14 protein-coding genes are annotated in these 15,334 nt (G+C 59.1%); 4 read left to right on the top strand and 10 right to left on the bottom strand.

The window, feature by feature from the left end:
* Position 1 precedes the first annotated feature (1 nt).
* Both lipA and ACP7A4_RS00700 read left to right on the top strand, forming a co-directional pair.
* Entirely contained in the window at positions 2-1,042 is a 1,041-nt protein-coding gene (gene lipA, locus ACP7A4_RS00695; RefSeq protein ID WP_048401478.1) for a lipoyl synthase, read from the top strand.
* Between the two features lie 4 nt (positions 1,043-1,046).
* Complete coding sequence (locus ACP7A4_RS00700; RefSeq protein ID WP_426245116.1) at positions 1,047-2,009, top strand: S66 peptidase family protein; 963 nt, start codon at positions 1,047-1,049, stop codon at positions 2,007-2,009.
* A gap of 50 nt (positions 2,010-2,059) precedes the next feature.
* Here ACP7A4_RS00700 and ACP7A4_RS00705 read toward each other — a convergent pair whose 3' ends face one another.
* From ACP7A4_RS00705 to leuS, 5 genes are all read right to left on the bottom strand, one after another.
* Positions 2,060-3,361: a lytic murein transglycosylase gene (locus ACP7A4_RS00705; RefSeq protein ID WP_426245118.1), complete on the bottom strand. Its 1,302-nt coding sequence runs from the start codon at positions 3,359-3,361 to the stop codon at positions 2,060-2,062.
* 50 nt (positions 3,362-3,411) lie between these two features.
* A complete protein-coding gene (gene arfA / locus ACP7A4_RS00710) occupies positions 3,412-3,561 on the bottom strand; it encodes an alternative ribosome rescue factor ArfA (RefSeq protein ID WP_048362381.1) in 150 nt (49 codons plus the stop codon).
* 103 nt (positions 3,562-3,664) lie between these two features.
* On the bottom strand, positions 3,665-4,702 hold the full coding sequence (holA, locus tag ACP7A4_RS00715; protein WP_426245121.1) for a DNA polymerase III subunit delta: 1,038 nt from the start codon (positions 4,700-4,702) through the stop codon (positions 3,665-3,667).
* Between the two features lie 42 nt (positions 4,703-4,744).
* A complete protein-coding gene (lptE, locus tag ACP7A4_RS00720; RefSeq protein WP_059763844.1) occupies positions 4,745-5,350 on the bottom strand; it encodes an LPS assembly lipoprotein LptE in 606 nt (201 codons plus the stop codon).
* A 91-nt stretch (positions 5,351-5,441) separates the two neighbouring features.
* Positions 5,442-8,048 (bottom strand): leucine--tRNA ligase, encoded by a 2,607-nt coding sequence (gene leuS, locus ACP7A4_RS00725; protein ID WP_203302202.1) that lies wholly within the window; start codon positions 8,046-8,048, stop codon positions 5,442-5,444.
* A 236-nt stretch (positions 8,049-8,284) separates the two neighbouring features.
* Here leuS and ACP7A4_RS00730 point away from each other — a divergent pair, with 236 nt between their 5' ends.
* On the top strand, positions 8,285-8,578 hold the full coding sequence (locus tag ACP7A4_RS00730; RefSeq protein ID WP_059763848.1) for a hypothetical protein: 294 nt from the start codon (positions 8,285-8,287) through the stop codon (positions 8,576-8,578).
* A 151-nt stretch (positions 8,579-8,729) separates the two neighbouring features.
* Positions 8,730-9,491: a YdcF family protein gene (locus ACP7A4_RS00735; RefSeq protein WP_426245124.1), complete on the top strand. Its 762-nt coding sequence runs from the start codon at positions 8,730-8,732 to the stop codon at positions 9,489-9,491.
* Positions 9,492-9,761: 270 nt separating this feature from the next.
* Here ACP7A4_RS00735 and lnt read toward each other — a convergent pair whose 3' ends face one another.
* The 5 genes from lnt to miaB all read right to left on the bottom strand — a co-directional run bounded on the left by lnt (position 9,762) and on the right by miaB (position 15,215).
* Positions 9,762-11,285 (bottom strand): apolipoprotein N-acyltransferase, encoded by a 1,524-nt coding sequence (lnt, locus tag ACP7A4_RS00740; protein WP_059763853.1) that lies wholly within the window; start codon positions 11,283-11,285, stop codon positions 9,762-9,764.
* Between the two features lie 22 nt (positions 11,286-11,307).
* A complete protein-coding gene (locus ACP7A4_RS00745) occupies positions 11,308-12,147 on the bottom strand; it encodes an HlyC/CorC family transporter (RefSeq protein WP_048362388.1) in 840 nt (279 codons plus the stop codon).
* A gap of 41 nt (positions 12,148-12,188) precedes the next feature.
* Positions 12,189-12,647: an rRNA maturation RNase YbeY gene (ybeY, locus tag ACP7A4_RS00750; protein ID WP_426245126.1), complete on the bottom strand. Its 459-nt coding sequence runs from the start codon at positions 12,645-12,647 to the stop codon at positions 12,189-12,191.
* Positions 12,640-13,659 carry a PhoH family protein gene (locus ACP7A4_RS00755; protein ID WP_048362390.1) on the bottom strand — a complete coding sequence of 340 codons (1,020 nt, stop codon included), beginning with the start codon at positions 13,657-13,659 and terminating at the stop codon, positions 12,640-12,642. The genes ybeY and ACP7A4_RS00755 overlap by 8 nt, the downstream gene beginning before the upstream one ends.
* Positions 13,660-13,886: 227 nt before the next feature.
* Positions 13,887-15,215, bottom strand: a complete 1,329-nt coding sequence (gene miaB / locus ACP7A4_RS00760; RefSeq protein WP_048362391.1) for a tRNA (N6-isopentenyl adenosine(37)-C2)-methylthiotransferase MiaB — start codon at positions 15,213-15,215, stop codon at positions 13,887-13,889.
* Positions 15,216-15,334 lie beyond the last annotated feature (119 nt).

Below are 15,334 nucleotides of genomic sequence, written 5' to 3' on the forward strand. Positions count from 1 at the left end.
TATGACTACTGCGCAAGACGCTGTTCAAACCCTGATCCCTACGCTGGACATCTCCGAACGTGCAGCCCGCGCCAGCGAGGCCCGTTCCAAGGTTGAGACCGGCGTCAAATTGCGCGGTGCCGAGAAGGTTGCGCGTATCCCGGTCAAGATCATTCCGACCACCGAGTTGCCGAAGAAGCCTGACTGGATTCGGGTGCGCATCCCGGTATCGCCGGAAGTCGACCGCATCAAAGCGTTGCTGCGCAAGCACAAGTTGCACAGCGTGTGTGAAGAAGCCTCCTGCCCGAACCTGGGCGAATGCTTCTCCGGCGGTACGGCGACGTTCATGATCATGGGCGACATCTGCACCCGTCGCTGCCCGTTCTGCGACGTGGGCCACGGACGACCGAAGCCACTGGACGTCAATGAGCCAGAAAGCCTGGCGGTCGCCATTGCTGACTTGCGTTTGAAATACGTGGTGATCACCTCGGTCGACCGTGATGACCTGCGTGACGGTGGTGCGCAGCACTTTGCCGATTGCATCCGTGAAATCCGCAAATTGTCGCCGAACGTGCTGCTCGAAACGCTGGTGCCCGACTACCGTGGGCGCATGGACGTCGCGTTGGAAATCACCGCTGCCGAGCCGCCTGACGTGTTCAACCACAACCTCGAAACCGTGCCGCGCCTCTACAAGGCTGCGCGTCCGGGTTCCGACTACCAGTGGTCGTTGACCTTGCTGCAACGCTTCAAGCAAATGATGCCGCACATCCCGACCAAATCCGGCTTGATGCTGGGCCTGGGTGAAACGGACGAAGAAGTCATTGAAGTGATGAAGCGCATGCGTGAGCACGACATCGACATGCTGACGTTGGGCCAATACCTGCAACCGTCGCGCAGCCACTTGCCGGTGCAGCGTTTTGTTCACCCGGACGTCTTCGCCTGGTTCGCCGAGGAAGGCTACAAAATGGGCTTCAAAAACGTCGCCTCGGGCCCCTTGGTGCGTTCTTCGTACCATGCCGATGAGCAGGCCAAGCTGGTCAAAACCATGTTGATTGGTGAGTGAACGCATGAATAGCCGGCTTACCGCGCAGGTGTCCTACAAGGCCCACAGCGCAGTGCCCGCGCTACCCGCTGGCGGGGTGATCGGCCTGATCGCCCCGGCAGGCCCCGCCGAACTTGACCTGAGCCTTGCTACCCAATGGATACAAGCGCGCGGCTATCAACTGCGTTTGTTTCCTGGCGTGTGGGGAAAGGACGGTTATCTGGCAGGCGCTGATGCAACTCGCTTGCGCGATCTGCACGACGCGTTTACGGATGACAGCATTGACGCCATTTTGTGCATGCGCGGCGGCTATGGCAGCCCTCGCTTGCTCGACGGTATCGATTTTGAGCGACTTAAACGTCATCCAAAACCGTTCATCGGTTATAGCGACATCACCGCGCTGCACTTGGCGATCACCCGTTATGCAGGCTTTGTGACCTTTCACGGGCCGATGCTTAACGCTGACTTGCTGGGTGACAAACAGGCGCCCACCGAATCTTCTTTGCTGGACATGCTCAGCGGCCGTCAAGGATCACAGTTGGCCCACCCGGCTGCCTTTCCCTTGACCACCGTGGCGCCGGGCGTTGCTTGTGGTCGTTTACTGGGCGGCAATCTGGCGATGATCTGCGCCATGATGGGCACAGCGTTCGAACTGGATGCAGACGACATCATTCTGTTTATCGAAGACGTCAACGAGCCGCTGTACCGGATCGACCGCTTCTTGACGCAATTGCGCCTGGCGGGCAAGTTTGCCGGGTTGCGCGGGGTCTTGGTGGGGGATGTGGCGGGTGTTGAACACGAGGCGTTGATCCGACTGGTGGGGCAGACGTTTGAGCCTTTGGGCATTCCCGTGCTGGCAGGTTGGCGGAGTGGGCATTGCGACCCGAACCTTACGTTGCCGATGGGCGCTTTGGTGAGTCTGGATGCTGATCGCCAGCAGTTGGTGCTAGAGCAGTGCGTGGTTACGATCAACAACCATAAGGCTTGAAGCCCCTCACCCCAACCTCTCCAGGGAAACGGTTGGGGTGAGGGCGATGCCTACGGGTTACGCAAGCTTTCAAGCAGCTTATGGGATGGATAGCCATCTGCGGGCCAGCCCAAGGCTTGCTGCGCGCTACGGATCGCCTTACGGGTATTCGCCCCGATAATCCCGTCCGCTTTGCCCGCATCGTAATGGCGGTTGCTGAGCAGGGTTTGCAGTTCGACACGCTCTGAGCGGCTTAGTGGTCGCTCATCCTTGGGCCACTCCCCTTTGATCGTCCCTTGGCCTGCGAAGCGCTCAGACAACAAACCCACGGCCAGTGCATAGGACGATGAGTTGTTGTACCGAAGGATGGCGCGGAAGTTATCCAGCACCAAAAATGCCGGGCCACGGTAGCCGGCCGGTAGCAACAAGGTGGCGCTCAATTGATCAGCTCCCGCCGCGTTGGCTGGCACAATGACACCGATCTTTTGCCACTCGCCAACAGATTTGCGTACCGCGCCGTCAGCCAGTGCATAGTCGAAGCCGACTGGCAGGTTCACTTCAAAGCCCCACGGCTGACCTTGCTTCCAGCCGGAGCTTTGCAGGTAGTGAGCAGTCGAGGCCAGGGCGTCGGCCGAGCTGTTCCAGATATCGCGGCGACCATCGCCATCGAAATCGACCGCATGGGTTTCATAGGTGGTGGGGATGAACTGGGTTTGCCCCATCGCACCCGCCCACGAACCGAGCATTTTCTCGGGCGAAATGTCGCCCTCCTGAATGATTTTCAGCGCGGCGATCAGTTGGCTCTGGGCAAACTCCGGGCGGCGACCTTCATAGGCGAGGGTGGCCAGTGAACGAATCACCGACTTGTTGCCCTGAAACGTACCGAAGTTGCTTTCCATGCCCCACACCGACACCAGTGCCTGGCGGTCAACGCCATAGCGCTGTTCGATGCGGCTCAGCAATTGGGCATTCTGCTCCAGCAGGCGTTGACCGTTACGCACGCGCAAAGGGGAGAGGGCACCGTCAAGGTACTCCCACACCGGGCGGCTGAATTCAGGTTGGCTGCGGTCGGCCTTGATCACGCCCATGTCCGGGGTGATGTCTTTGAATGCGTTATCAAACACCAGCGGGCTGATCCCGGCTTTAAGGGCTTGAACGCGGAAATTGGCTTGCCACTCGCTGAAGCTTTGAGCGGGCTGGATGTCGAGGGTGTCTGCAACAGGCGCCGAGATCACCGCAGGTGCGGCAGGCGTCACAGGCAGGGGTTGAGCATCGGCTGCGGTGGGTTTCTCTGCGCAGGCGACTAAAAGGATGACGCTAGAAGCAGCGATCAGTTGGCGCATCGGCCAACGGCGTGTATGACTTGAGGGCATGCGCAGGTCCAGGTAATGCGAATCAGATGCAGACCTTAACATTCCCGTCGTCAGGCAGCCAGAAGGTAAAAAGCCTCCCGGTCTCTCGACTGGAAGGCTTCGCGGCGGTAGCTGCCTTTGCCTTTGGCGGGGCGTTCCTGGCGGCTGCGGAACAAGGGTTGGGCGACAATGGATTTGGCCTTGTTGGGGCGCTTGCTCATGGCGTTGACTCTCGCTGGATTAAACACGGGCAAATCATCGGCCAGTTTTTCAGCGTTGTCCAGAGGGCATGCTGCGCCCCAAAGTTCCTGCGGGGCGAGGTGTTTACTCCGCAGGCAGATTCAGACGTTGCCCACACATCAGCAGCGTTAATCGACTCAAGCTGCTCCAGGCAGAACCCGCCGCCTGGCCTTTTATTTGTGCATCAATACGTTGCGCGTCCATCAACAGGTGCGCCCAGCGTTGTGCGGAATAACGTTGCAAGGCTTTGCTCATCAGGGGTTTGCGTTTATCCCACACCGGTGGCCGGGCCTGGCTGAAGGCTTTGTCCAGCGGGGTGCCCTGGCTGTATTGCAATGCAATGTTGGCCAGCACCCGCAGTTCGCGCGCCAGTGCCCACAAGATCACAGGTGGCTCGACACCTTCGCCGCGCAAGCCTTCGAGCATGCGCAGCGCATGGGTGGCCTCGCCATTGAGTACCGCGTCGACCAGCCCGAACACATCAAAACGCGCGCTGTCCGCTACGGCCGCTTGCACGGTCTCGACGGTGATCTGGCCTTCTTCAGCCATCAGTTTGAGCTTTTCGATTTCTTGGGCGGCGGCCAGTAAGTTGCCTTCGACCCGAGCCGCGATCAGTTCGACAGCGTCATGCGTTGCTGAAAGACCGGCCTGAGACAAACGCTGACGAATCCATTGCGGCAATTGATTGGCGTCGACCGGCCAGATTTGCACGAACTGAGTGTGCGCACCTTCAACCAGTGCCTTGCCCCACTTGGTTTTCTGCGCGCTGCCATCGAGTTTGGGCAAGCTGATCAACAGCAGTGTGTCTTCGGCGGGGCGGGCGCAATACTCGATCAGTGCAGCAGCCCCTTTATCGCCCGGTTTGCCGGAAGGCAGGCGCAGTTCCAGCAGTCGCTTTTCAGCAAACAGTGACATGCTGGCGCCTGCTTGCAGCAGTGAACCCCAGTCAAAACTGGCGTCAGCGCTGAATACCTGGCGTTCGTCGTAACCTTGTTGGCGGGCGGTACTGCGAATGGCGTCTGCGGCTTCCTGGCACAGCAACGGGTCATCGCCGCTGATGATATAGACCGGCGACAGGTTGCCTTGCAGGTGTTTGGCGAGTTGAGCGGGGGCGAGTTTCATAGGACTTGATAGATGACGGGGCGCCTGAGCGCCCCGTATGCCTTACTGATTGGGTACTTCGAGTGGCGACTGTTGCGGGGTCGCCTCTTGCGCTTTGCGCGCGGCTTCGAGAGCGTCGGCTTCAGCCTTTGCCTTCTCGTCAGCCACTTGTTGCAATTTGGCCAACTGCTCAGGCGTGAGCTGCTCCAGGCGTAGCACCATCTGTTGCACCAGCTCGCGACGCATTTCGCCGCGAATCATGGTGGCTTCCTGGCCAGAACCAGTGATGTTGCTGCTGTCCTGCAAGTAGACCTTGTGCACTTCAATCTTGTTGTCGAGCAACGGCAGATTGTGTTCGCCGCGGATCTCGTAGTTCAGTACGTTGGTCAATTCGTACTCTACCGTGCCGCCATTGCCCGCATAGCTGGCTGCGCGCTGGGTTTCTTGCTCGTTGGTCAGGATCAGGTGATACGGCGCGCCGGCAGAGATTTTAACGCCGCTGTTTTCCAGTACCTGACGCAGTTGGCGCACGGTATCGCCATAGGCATTACGCGCGGTCACATCGAGTTCAGTAATGGACAACTGATTGGTGCCGGTGCCACGCAGCTGGAAGCCGCAGGCGCTCAGCAGTACCGCGAGGCCCATCACCAGCAAATTGCGTTTGATCATGTGTTGCTCCCCTTGAAACCAGATAGGCCGACTGAGCGGCCCGGAAGGTTTTATTGGGCGCCCGCACGTAGGGCGGGGCGCCTGTTCCAATTTAGCTGGCGACGATGTTGACCAGTTTGCCCGGCACAACGATGACCTTGCGGATCGTCAGGCCTTCGGTGAAGCGCAACACGTTTTCGTTGATACGGGCAGCCGCTTCAATGTCTTCGCGGCTGGCAGCGGCGGGCATGTCAATTTGCCCGCGCAGCTTGCCGTTGACCTGAATCACCAGTTGCAGCGTGTCTTGCACCAACGCGCTTTCGTCCAGTGTTGGCCACGGCGCGTCGATGATGGCGTCGATGTGACCCAGCTGATTCCACAGCTCATGGCTGATGTGCGGGGTGATCGGTGCCAACAGCAGCGCCACGGTTTCCAGGCCCTCTTGCAGCAGGGCGCGGTCTTGTTCGGTGGTTTGCGGCGCTTTTTCCAGCACGTTCATCACGGTCATCACTTGCGCGACGGCGGTGTTGAATTTGTGATGCTGGCCGACGTCCTGGCTCGCTTGTTTGATGGCCTGGTGAATGGCGCGGCGAATGACTTTTTGCTCGTCGTTCAGGGTGCCGATGTCCAGCGGGCCAGGCAGTCCCTGGCCAACGTGGGCATGGGCCAGGCGCCATACACGCTTGAGGAAGCGGTGCGAACCTTCAACACCTGCGTCCGACCATTCGAGGCTGGCATCGGGTGGCGAAGCAAACATCATGAACAGGCGGCAGGTATCGGCGCCGTATTGTTCGATCATCGATTGCGGGTCAACGCCGTTGTTCAGCGACTTGGACATTTTTTGCGTGCCGCCGATTTCAACCGGCAGACCGTCCGACTTCAGCGTAGCGCCGATGATCTTGGCCTTCGCGTCACGCACCACTTCTACGTCGTCCGGGTTGAAGTAGTCCTTGCCACCGTTGTCCAGCGTACGGAAATAGGTGTCGGCAATCACCATGCCTTGGGTCAGCAGGTTCTTGAACGGTTCGTTGGAGCCGACCAGACCCTCGTCGCGCATCAATTTGTGGAAGAAGCGCGCGTACAGCAGGTGCAAGATCGCGTGTTCGATGCCGCCGATGTACTGATCGACAGGCAGCCAGTGGTCAGCCGCAGCCTTTTCGACCAGGCCACCTTCATAGTGCGGCGAGGCGTAGCGGGCGTAGTACCACGACGACTCGACGAAGGTGTCCATCGTGTCGGTTTCACGCTTGGCCGGTGCGCCGCATTTCGGGCAGCTGCACTCATAGAACTCAGGCATGCGCGCCAATGGCGAACCGGCGCCATCGGGTACGACGTCTTCTGGCAACACAACAGGCAGTTGGTCTTCAGGGACCGGCACATCGCCGCAGGTGTCGCAATGCACGATAGGAATCGGGCAGCCCCAGTAGCGTTGACGGCTCACGCCCCAGTCGCGCAGACGGAATTGAGTGCGCGATTGACCCAGGCCTTTGGCTGTCAAGGCGGCTTCCATCGCAGCAAAGGCGGCGTCGAAGTCCAGGCCATCGAACTCGCCGGAATTGATCAGCGGGCCGTGTTCGTTGTACGCGTCCTGCCACGGTGAAGGCGAGGCATCGCCCGCGCTGGTGCGTACCACCGATTTGATCGGCAGGTTGTATCGGGTGGCGAATTCGAAATCGCGTTCGTCGTGTGCCGGCACGGCCATCACTGCGCCATCGCCGTAGTGCATCAACACATAGTTGGCGACCCACACCGGGAGCTTTTCACCGGTCAGTGGGTGCTCGACGAACAGCGAAGTAGGCAGGCCCTTTTTCTCTTGGGTGGCCATGTCGGCTTCAGCGACACTGCCGCCTTTGCATTCGGCGATGAAGGCTTGCAGCTCAGGATTGCCTTGCGCGGCCTGGGTGGCCAGCGGGTGTTCAGCGGCAACGGCCACATAGGTGGCGCCCATCAGGGTGTCAGGACGGGTAGTGAAGACTTTGAGCGTGCCTGCTTCGCCGATGGAATCGACGTTATACGGGAACTGCACTTCCATGCCGCGGGACTTGCCAATCCAGTTGCGCTGCATGGTTTTGACCTGCTCGGGCCAGCCCGGCATGTCGTCCAGGCCCTCAAGCAGTTCATCGGCGTAAGCGGTGATCTTGAAGTAGTACATCGGGATTTCGCGCTTTTCGATCACCGCGCCCGAACGCCAGCCGCGGCCGTCGATCACTTGCTCGTTGGCCAGAACGGTCTGGTCGACCGGGTCCCAGTTCACGGTGCCGTTTTTGCGGTAGATCACCCCTTTTTCGAACAGGCGGGTAAACAGCCATTGTTCCCAGCGGTAGTAATCAGGCTTGCAGGTGGTGATTTCGCGCGACCAGTCGACGGCCAAACCCAGGCTGCACAGCTGGGTTTTCATGTAGGCGATGTTGTCGTAGGTCCATTTGGCCGGTGCGACTTTGTTTTTCATCGCGGCGTTTTCGGCCGGCATGCCGAACGCGTCCCAACCCATTGGTTGCAATACGTTTTTACCGAGCATGCGCTGGTAACGGGAGATCACGTCGCCAATGGTGTAGTTGCGCACGTGCCCCATGTGTAGCTTGCCGCTTGGGTACGGGAACATCGATAGGCAGTAGAACGTTTCCTTGCCTAGATCTTCGCTGACTTCGAAGGACTTTTGGTTGTCCCAGAATGATTGGGCGGCGGCTTCTATTTCACGGGGCTGATATTGTTCGTGCATGGCTACTTGTACTAATAAAGGGTGGCCTAATCCTCTTCAACCTATGGCCGGCTATTGTGTTGCCCGGTCATGTTGGAGTAGGGGTTACAGGAAGTTCCGTAGCATACATGACCCCACTCTATCGAGGGAAACCCTGATTGCCTCTGCCTTCCGTTGGTCGCTGCAATGCACCGGCTTTGCGAGCGCAGCTAAGCTTGATCTCGGGGGTGATCTATTTCCTTCGATGAGGTGAACGGATGGCAGAAACGCAACGCACAGCAGTAACGTCACAGGTGTATGAGCGGCTGATTAATCGTTTGAGCGTGGCTCTTGATTCAGCAAAAACGGCAGTGCAGTTACGTGATGAGCGGCCTGCCGAACTGGAATTGCGAGGCCTGAGTCGTGCCGAGCTGGAGTTGATCAACGCATACTTGAACCGGAGCGAGCGCGAGGCCGATGGCCGTTCGCAAGGCAGCAGTAATGTGCAGCATGCACCCCCGACAGCCAAGGTCATCTGGCTCAAGGACAGGGTTAAGGGAGCAAAGGGGTAGCACGGCCATTCACGCTGTGCTCGTGAGTCATCGTTTGATGCAGTACGTGTCCCAGGGTTGATGAAGCAGGCCTTTTTATTCAGTCACTCACGTTGCCTGTTGTTGCATCGGTTCAACCCCCTTAGGCTTCGGGCATCTTTGGAGATGCTCGATGCCTATTCGATATTTCGTTAAACAACTTCTTTTACCGCCCGGCATTCTGCTGCTGATTTTGGTGCTTGCCTGGTGGCTGCGTCGTTCGCGTCCACGCTTGGCAGGCGCTCTGTTTGCCGTGGGTGTGGCTGGCTTTTGGTTGATGAGCTTGCCGGTGGTGGTGGAGTGGAGTGCGCGTGCACTGGAACGCGAACCGGCGTTGGCCCAAAGCGAATGGTCGACTTTGGCGCAGCGCGCCGACGCGATCGTGGTATTGGGGTCGGGCCGTGAGCGTGGCGATCCGGCGTGGGGCAGTGACCAGCCAACGGGCACCGGATTAGAGCGCCAGCGTTATGCGGCGCGGTTAGCTAAAGCATCGGGTTTGCCGCTGCTGACCACCGGCGGTTTGCACTACGGTACGCCGCCCAGTGAGGCTCAGTTAATGGCTGACTCTCTGCACGATGACTTTGGCGTGCAGGTGCGCTGGAAAGAAGAACAAAGCCGTACCACTTGGGAAAACGCTCAAATGAGCGCCGATATTTTGTTGCCGCAAGGCATCAAGCGCGTGGTCGTAGTGACGCAGGCCTGGCACATGCCGCGTTCGGTCTGGAGCTTTGAACAAGCCGGTTTCGACGTGGTGCCCGCGCCCGTCGGGTTTCTGGGACGAGACAACGCCCGGCCTTTGGGCGGCTGGATGCCAGAGTTCAAGTCGATCTGGCAGTCGGGTCAATTGCTGAACGAAGCCGCAGGGCAAGTGGCGTATCCGCTGTTTTACCGCTGATACGCACCCGCCATTACAGAGATGACCTTGCCAGGCGCTGCCCAGGTATGAGGTTGTGCTCAAGTCCCAAGCACCGGTAAATCCGCTCAACGCGCGGTAGTCGCTGTCGAGGTACGAGGCTGCGATCAGGGGCGCAGCAGCCGTCGATTCAACCGCTGCGATATGCCTGGGGTTGCGGGCTGAATGCCTTGGCGACGGCTACGCTGCCCGTCGCAACCGCGCAGTGTGCTTTCCAGCTTGATCGGTCTCAGCGTCTCGACCGGGCGCTTGCTACACCGTTTTGGCAATCCGGCTGGTGATCAACGCCCAGCCAATCAGCAGGCCGCACACAATGACCAACGGCCACGAGCGCCATTGCAGGTAAGGCGTGAGGTTGTGCATCGGCACCACTTCGCCGTACAAAATCCCGCGCTCGAATTGCGGGATCTGCGCGGTGATTTGGCCATACGGGTTAATCAACCCGGTGACGCCATTGTTAGTCGCGCGAATCATCCAGCGGCCCGCCTCCAGTGCGCGCATCTGCGCCATCTGCAAGTGTTGCAACGGGCCAATCGAGGTGCCGAACCAGGTGTCGTTGCTGATGGTCAGCAAAATGTCGCTCTTGGCCGCCAGGCTGGCTGCGAAATCCGGGTACACCACTTCGTAGCAAATAAACGGCGCGATCTGATAACCCTTGGCTTGCAGCAGCGCCTGCTCGGCCGGGCCGCGTGCGAAGTCAGACATCGGCAGGTCGAAGAAGGCGATCAGTCCACGCAACACATCTTGCAACGGCACGTACTCGCCAAACGGCACCAGTTTTTGTTTCAGGTAGGTGCCGTCCGCTTCGCCCACGGCCGTGATGCCGTTGAAAAAACGCGGCTCATGGCGTACTTCCTGGCGAATCGGTACACCGGTAATCAAGGCCGAATGCCGCTCGGCGGCGAAGCGACCCATCATGCTCAGGTAGCCTTCTGCGTTTTCCTTGAGCACGGGAATCGCTGTCTCGGGCCAGATAATCAGGTCTGCGCGTTTGGAGCTGAAGGTCATGTCACGGTACAAGGCCAACTGCGCATTCAGTTGTTCAGGGTCCCACTTCATGCTTTGTTCGATATTGCCCTGAATCGCCGCCACGCTCAGCGGGTCGCCCGAAGGGCTGGTCCACGCGTGGTGTTTGAGGGCGAGGCCGATGCACCACGGGCCGATCAGCAGTACGCAGCCTGCGCCGATAAACGCCGTGCGTTTGGCCTTGATCAGGCGCGGCAGGTTGCACAGCAGGGCTGCGGTCAGTGCCAGGGTGAAGGAAATCAGCCACATGCCACCCAGCGGTGCAAGCCCGGCCAATGGGCCGTCGAGCTGGCTGTAACCCGAATACAGCCACGGGAAACCGGTGAGGAACCAGCCGCGAAAGGCCTCTTGCGCAACCCACAGCGCAGCGAACGCCAGCGCGTCTGCCAGCGGGGCTTCATTGCGACGAATCCAGCGTGCCCACAACCAGGCGGGCAGGGCGAAAAACCACGCAATGGCCGCCGTGAACGCCAGCATTAACAACCCGGCCAGCAACACCGACGCGCCACCGAAGTTGTGGATGCTGTAGTAAATCCAGCTGGTGCCCGCGCCAAACAGGCCAAAGCCGAAACACCAGCCACGGCCCAGCGCCTGTTTGGGCGACAGGTCACGCAGGCCGAGGTAAAACATGGCCAGGGCAACCAGCGCCAGCGGCCAGATGTCGAATGGTGCCAACGCCAAGGTTGTCAGTGCGCCGGCCACCACGGCCAGCAAGTTACCGGGCCAGCCGGGGGAGGTTATCCAGCGCATTTCAATCCTTGGTGTGGGGGGTTTAGCGGGCGATAGGCGTCAGGCGAATCAAGTGAATTCGGCGGCTGTCAGCATTCAGGATGCGGAAGCGGTAGGGGCCGATTTCAGTGATTTCATTGCGTTTTGGCAAGTGCCCGAACGCACTCATGACCAAGCCGCCGACGGTGTCGAATTCATCGTCGGAGAAGTCACTGTCGAAGAACTCGTTGAAGTTTTCGATAGGGGTCAGGGCTTTGATCAGGAAGTCGCCGCTGGGCAGCGGCTTGATGTAGCTGTCTTCTTCGACATCGTGTTCGTCTTCGATATCGCCGACGATCTGTTCGAGAACGTCTTCAATCGTTACCAAACCCGCCACGCCGCCGTATTCGTCGATCACGATGGCCATGTGGTTGTGGTTGGCGCGGAACTCACGCAGCAACACGTTCAGGCGCTTGGACTCGGGGACAAACGTCGCCGGACGCAGCAAATCCTTGATGTTGTACTTGTCGCCGTTCTCTTGAAGGATCAGCGGCAGCAGGTCTTTGGCCAGCAGTACGCCGAGTACCTCGTCGTGGCTGTCGCCGATCACCGGGTAGCGCGAGTGGGCTGCGTCGATGATCGCCGGGAGAAATTCGCGGGGTGTCTGGGTCGCCTTGATGCTGATCATCTGCGAACGCGGCACCATGATGTCGCGTACTTGCAGGTCAGCCACTTGAATGGCGCCTTCGACGATGGCCAGCGCTTCGCTGTCCAACAACTTGTTTTGATGTGCTTCGCGCAGCAGCTCAAGCAGCTCCTGGCGGTTTTTCGGCTCATGGGCAAAGGCCTGGGTCAGCTTACCCAACCATGACTTTTGCCCGTTGCTCGATCGGTCTTCGCTCATAGCGATTTACTCGTATCCCTTGGTAATTTCAGTGGTGTTGATCAGTTTTCGTCGTCTGCGTACGGGTCCGGATGGCCCAGTTCAGCAAGCAACGTTCGTTCCAGTGCTTCCATCTCTTCGGCTTCTTCGTCTTCTATATGGTCGTAACCCAGAAGATGCAAGCAGCCGTGAATCACCAGATGCGCCCAGTGGGCTTCAAGTGCCTTGCCTTGCTCGGAGGCTTCGCGTTCAACCACGGCGATACAAATCACCAGGTCGCCCAGTAGCGGGATATCGAGGAACTCATCGGGCACGTCGGCCGGAAAGGACAGCACGTTGGTCGCGTAGTCTTTCTGGCGCCACGTGTGATTCAGTTCGCGGGCTTCAGGCTCGTCGACCAGGCGGATGGTCATTTCCGAATCGGCGCTGCGCTGGCGCAACGCCAGTTCGCACCATTGGCGGAACTGGGCTTCGGAAGGCGCGCCGGCTTCGCTCGCCAGTTGCAGGTCAAGCTCAAGCATCGTGGCGGTAATCCTTGGCGGCAGGCAGGGCGGCCAACTTGTCGGCAGCGTCCTGCTCATAGCGGCCATAGGCCTCTACGATGCGTTGCACCAGAGGGTGGCGCACGACGTCTTTGGACTGGAAGTGCGTAAAGCTGATACCCGGCACATCCTTGAGCACTTCGATGACATGGTTAAGCCCTGACTTGGTGCCTTTGGGCAGGTCGATCTGGGTGATGTCACCGGTGATCACGGCGGTGGAGCCGAAACCGATACGGGTCAGAAACATCTTCATTTGCTCGACGGTGGTGTTCTGGCTTTCGTCGAGAATGATGAAGCTGTTGTTGAGCGTACGACCGCGCATGTAGGCCAGCGGTGCGACTTCGATCACCTGGCGCTCGATCAGCTTGGCCACGTATTCAAAACCGAGCATCTCGTACAGGGCGTCGTACAGCGGGCGCAGGTACGGGTCGATTTTCTGCGACAGATCGCCGGGCAGGAACCCCAGTTTTTCGCCGGCCTCAACCGCCGGGCGCACCAGCAGGATGCGACGGATCTGCTCGCGCTCAAGGGCATCTACTGCGCAGGCCACGGCCAGATAGGTTTTACCCGTACCCGCCGGACCAATGCCGAAGTTGATGTCGTTGCCCAGGATTTCTTTGACGTAGCGCTGCTGATTGATGCCGCGCGGGCGAATCATGCCCTTTTTGGTGCGCAACGAAACACTGGCTTCGGCCACGGGGTCGTTGGCGAGGTCCTGTACCGCGGATTCCTGCAAGAACAGGTGCACCATGTCTGGCGAAAGCTCGGTGGCTTTGGCCTCGCGGTACAGACGGCGCAGCAGGTTTTCTGCGGATGACGTGATTTTTGGGTCGCCGATCAGTTCGAACTGATTGCCGCGATTGCGGATTTCGATCGCCAGGCGTTGTTCGATCAAGCGCAAATGCTCGTCCAACAGCCCGCACAGATTGGCGAAACGGCGAGCCTCAAAAGGCTCGAGGAGAAAACGATGTGGTTCGATGGGTGCGTTCAAAGTCGTTTTTAGCCGCCCTGAGGCAAATAAGATGGTTTGAAGGATAACGCTAGCAGGTCATGGGCGAAAGGACTTCGCTGCAAATCAACTGTAGCCGCTGCCCAAGGCTGCGTTCGGCGGCGAAGCCGTCGTGAAATCAGGCACACGGTGTATAAAACCGTGTGATCAGGATTTACGATCGCTCTGCAATCGAACGCCGCCTGCGCGGTGGCTACGTGAGGCAGGGGTCAGTTCAGCAAAGAACCGCGCAACGAATGCGGTTGGGCGGCATCGATGTGTACATCGGCAAACTGACCAATCAACTGCGGGTTGTCGCAGCGGAAGTTGACGATGCGGTTGTTCTCGGTACGGCCTTGCAGTTCACCGGGGTCTTTTTTCGAGTAGTCAGTGACCAAAATTCGCTGGGTTGAACCCACCATTTGTCGGCTGATTTCAAAACCTTGCTGATTCAGTCGATGCTGCAAGGCGTTGAGGCGTTCCTTCTTGCGCTCTTCTGGGGTGTCGTCTGTCAGGTCGGCGGCAGGAGTACCTGGGCGCTGGCTGTACACAAATGAATACGAGAAGTCGAAGCCGACGTCTTCGATCAGCTTCATGGTTTGCTCGAAGTCTTTTTCAGTCTCGCCGGGGAAGCCCACGATAAAGTCCGAACTGATGCAGATGCCCGGTACGGCAGCACGCAGTTTGCGCAGCTTGGACTTGTACTCCAGCGCCGTGTGGTTGCGTTTCATGGCCGACAAAATGCGGTCAGAACCCGATTGCACCGGCAAGTGCAGGTGCTTTACCAGCTCCGGTACTTCGGCATGCGCCTGGATCAGGCTGTCCGAGAACTCCAGCGGGTGTGAGGTGGTGTACCGGATACGTTCGATCCCGTCGATGGCGGCCACCACGCGGATCAGCTCCGCCAGATCAGCCAGGCGGCCGTCTTCGGTCAAACCGCGATAACCGTTGACGTTCTGCCCGAGCAGGGTGACTTCGCGCACACCGTTTTCAGCCAGGTGAATGACCTCGCCGAGTACGTCGTCGAACGGACGGCTGACTTCTTCACCGCGGGTATAAGGCACCACGCAGAAGGTGCAGTACTTGCTGCACCCTTCCATGACCGAGACGTAGGCGCTCGGGCCGTCGATGCGTGGCTCGGGCAAGTGGTCGAATTTTTCGATTTCGGGGAACGACACATCGACCTGCGGCAGCTTGGTGATGCGCGCCGCGTCAATCATTTCAGGCAGGCGGTGCAGGGTCTGCGGGCCAAATACCACGTCAACGTAGGGCGCGCGATCACGGATCGCGGCACCTTCCTGGCTGGCCACACATCCCCCGACGGCAATTACCATGTCCGGGTTGGCCAGTTTCAGCTCGCGCCAGCGGCCCAATTGCGAGTAAACGCGGTCTTGGGCGCGCTCACGAATCGAGCAGGTATTGAGCAGGATGACATCAGCGTCTTCAGCGCGCGCCGTGACTTCCAGGGCCTGATGTTCACCCAGCAGATCGACCATACGTGAGCTGTCGTACTCATTCATCTGGCAACCGTGGGTTTCGATGTAAAGCTTCTTGGCCATGGGTGTTCATCAAGTGGTTCAAAGAACCGCGCATTATAGGGGGCATAGCCGTTGCTTCCTAGCGCTGTGCGTCTGACGGCTATGCTATAGTTCGCGCCCTCTTTTATACCTTCAGATGT

The sequence above is a fragment of the Pseudomonas sp. TWR3-1-1 genome (genome assembly GCF_049896545.1).
Taxonomy (GTDB): Bacteria; Pseudomonadota; Gammaproteobacteria; order Pseudomonadales; family Pseudomonadaceae; genus Aquipseudomonas; species Aquipseudomonas weihenstephanensis.

Bases quoted from the DNA above. Each gene is read 5' to 3' on its own strand.
- ACP7A4_RS00745 (WP_048362388.1), bottom strand. From the start codon at position 12,147: ATGAGCGAAGACCGATCGAGCAACGGGCAAAAGTCATGGTTGGGTAAG.
- ACP7A4_RS00700 (WP_426245116.1), top strand. From the start codon at position 1,047: ATGAATAGCCGGCTTACCGCGCAGGTGTCCTACAAGGCCCACAGCGCA.
- miaB (WP_048362391.1), bottom strand. From the start codon at position 15,215: ATGGCCAAGAAGCTTTACATCGAAACCCACGGTTGCCAGATGAATGAG.
- lptE (WP_059763844.1), bottom strand. From the start codon at position 5,350: ATGATCAAACGCAATTTGCTGGTGATGGGCCTCGCGGTACTGCTGAGC.
- lnt (WP_059763853.1), bottom strand. From the start codon at position 11,285: ATGCGCTGGATAACCTCCCCCGGCTGGCCCGGTAACTTGCTGGCCGTG.
- leuS (WP_203302202.1), bottom strand. From the start codon at position 8,048: ATGCACGAACAATATCAGCCCCGTGAAATAGAAGCCGCCGCCCAATCA.
- ACP7A4_RS00730 (WP_059763848.1), top strand. From the start codon at position 8,285: ATGGCAGAAACGCAACGCACAGCAGTAACGTCACAGGTGTATGAGCGG.
- holA (WP_426245121.1), bottom strand. From the start codon at position 4,702: ATGAAACTCGCCCCCGCTCAACTCGCCAAACACCTGCAAGGCAACCTG.
- ACP7A4_RS00705 (WP_426245118.1), bottom strand. From the start codon at position 3,361: ATGCCCTCAAGTCATACACGCCGTTGGCCGATGCGCCAACTGATCGCT.
- lipA (WP_048401478.1), top strand. From the start codon at position 2: ATGACTACTGCGCAAGACGCTGTTCAAACCCTGATCCCTACGCTGGAC.
- ybeY (WP_426245126.1), bottom strand. From the start codon at position 12,647: ATGCTTGAGCTTGACCTGCAACTGGCGAGCGAAGCCGGCGCGCCTTCC.
- arfA (WP_048362381.1), bottom strand. From the start codon at position 3,561: ATGAGCAAGCGCCCCAACAAGGCCAAATCCATTGTCGCCCAACCCTTG.
- ACP7A4_RS00735 (WP_426245124.1), top strand. From the start codon at position 8,730: ATGCCTATTCGATATTTCGTTAAACAACTTCTTTTACCGCCCGGCATT.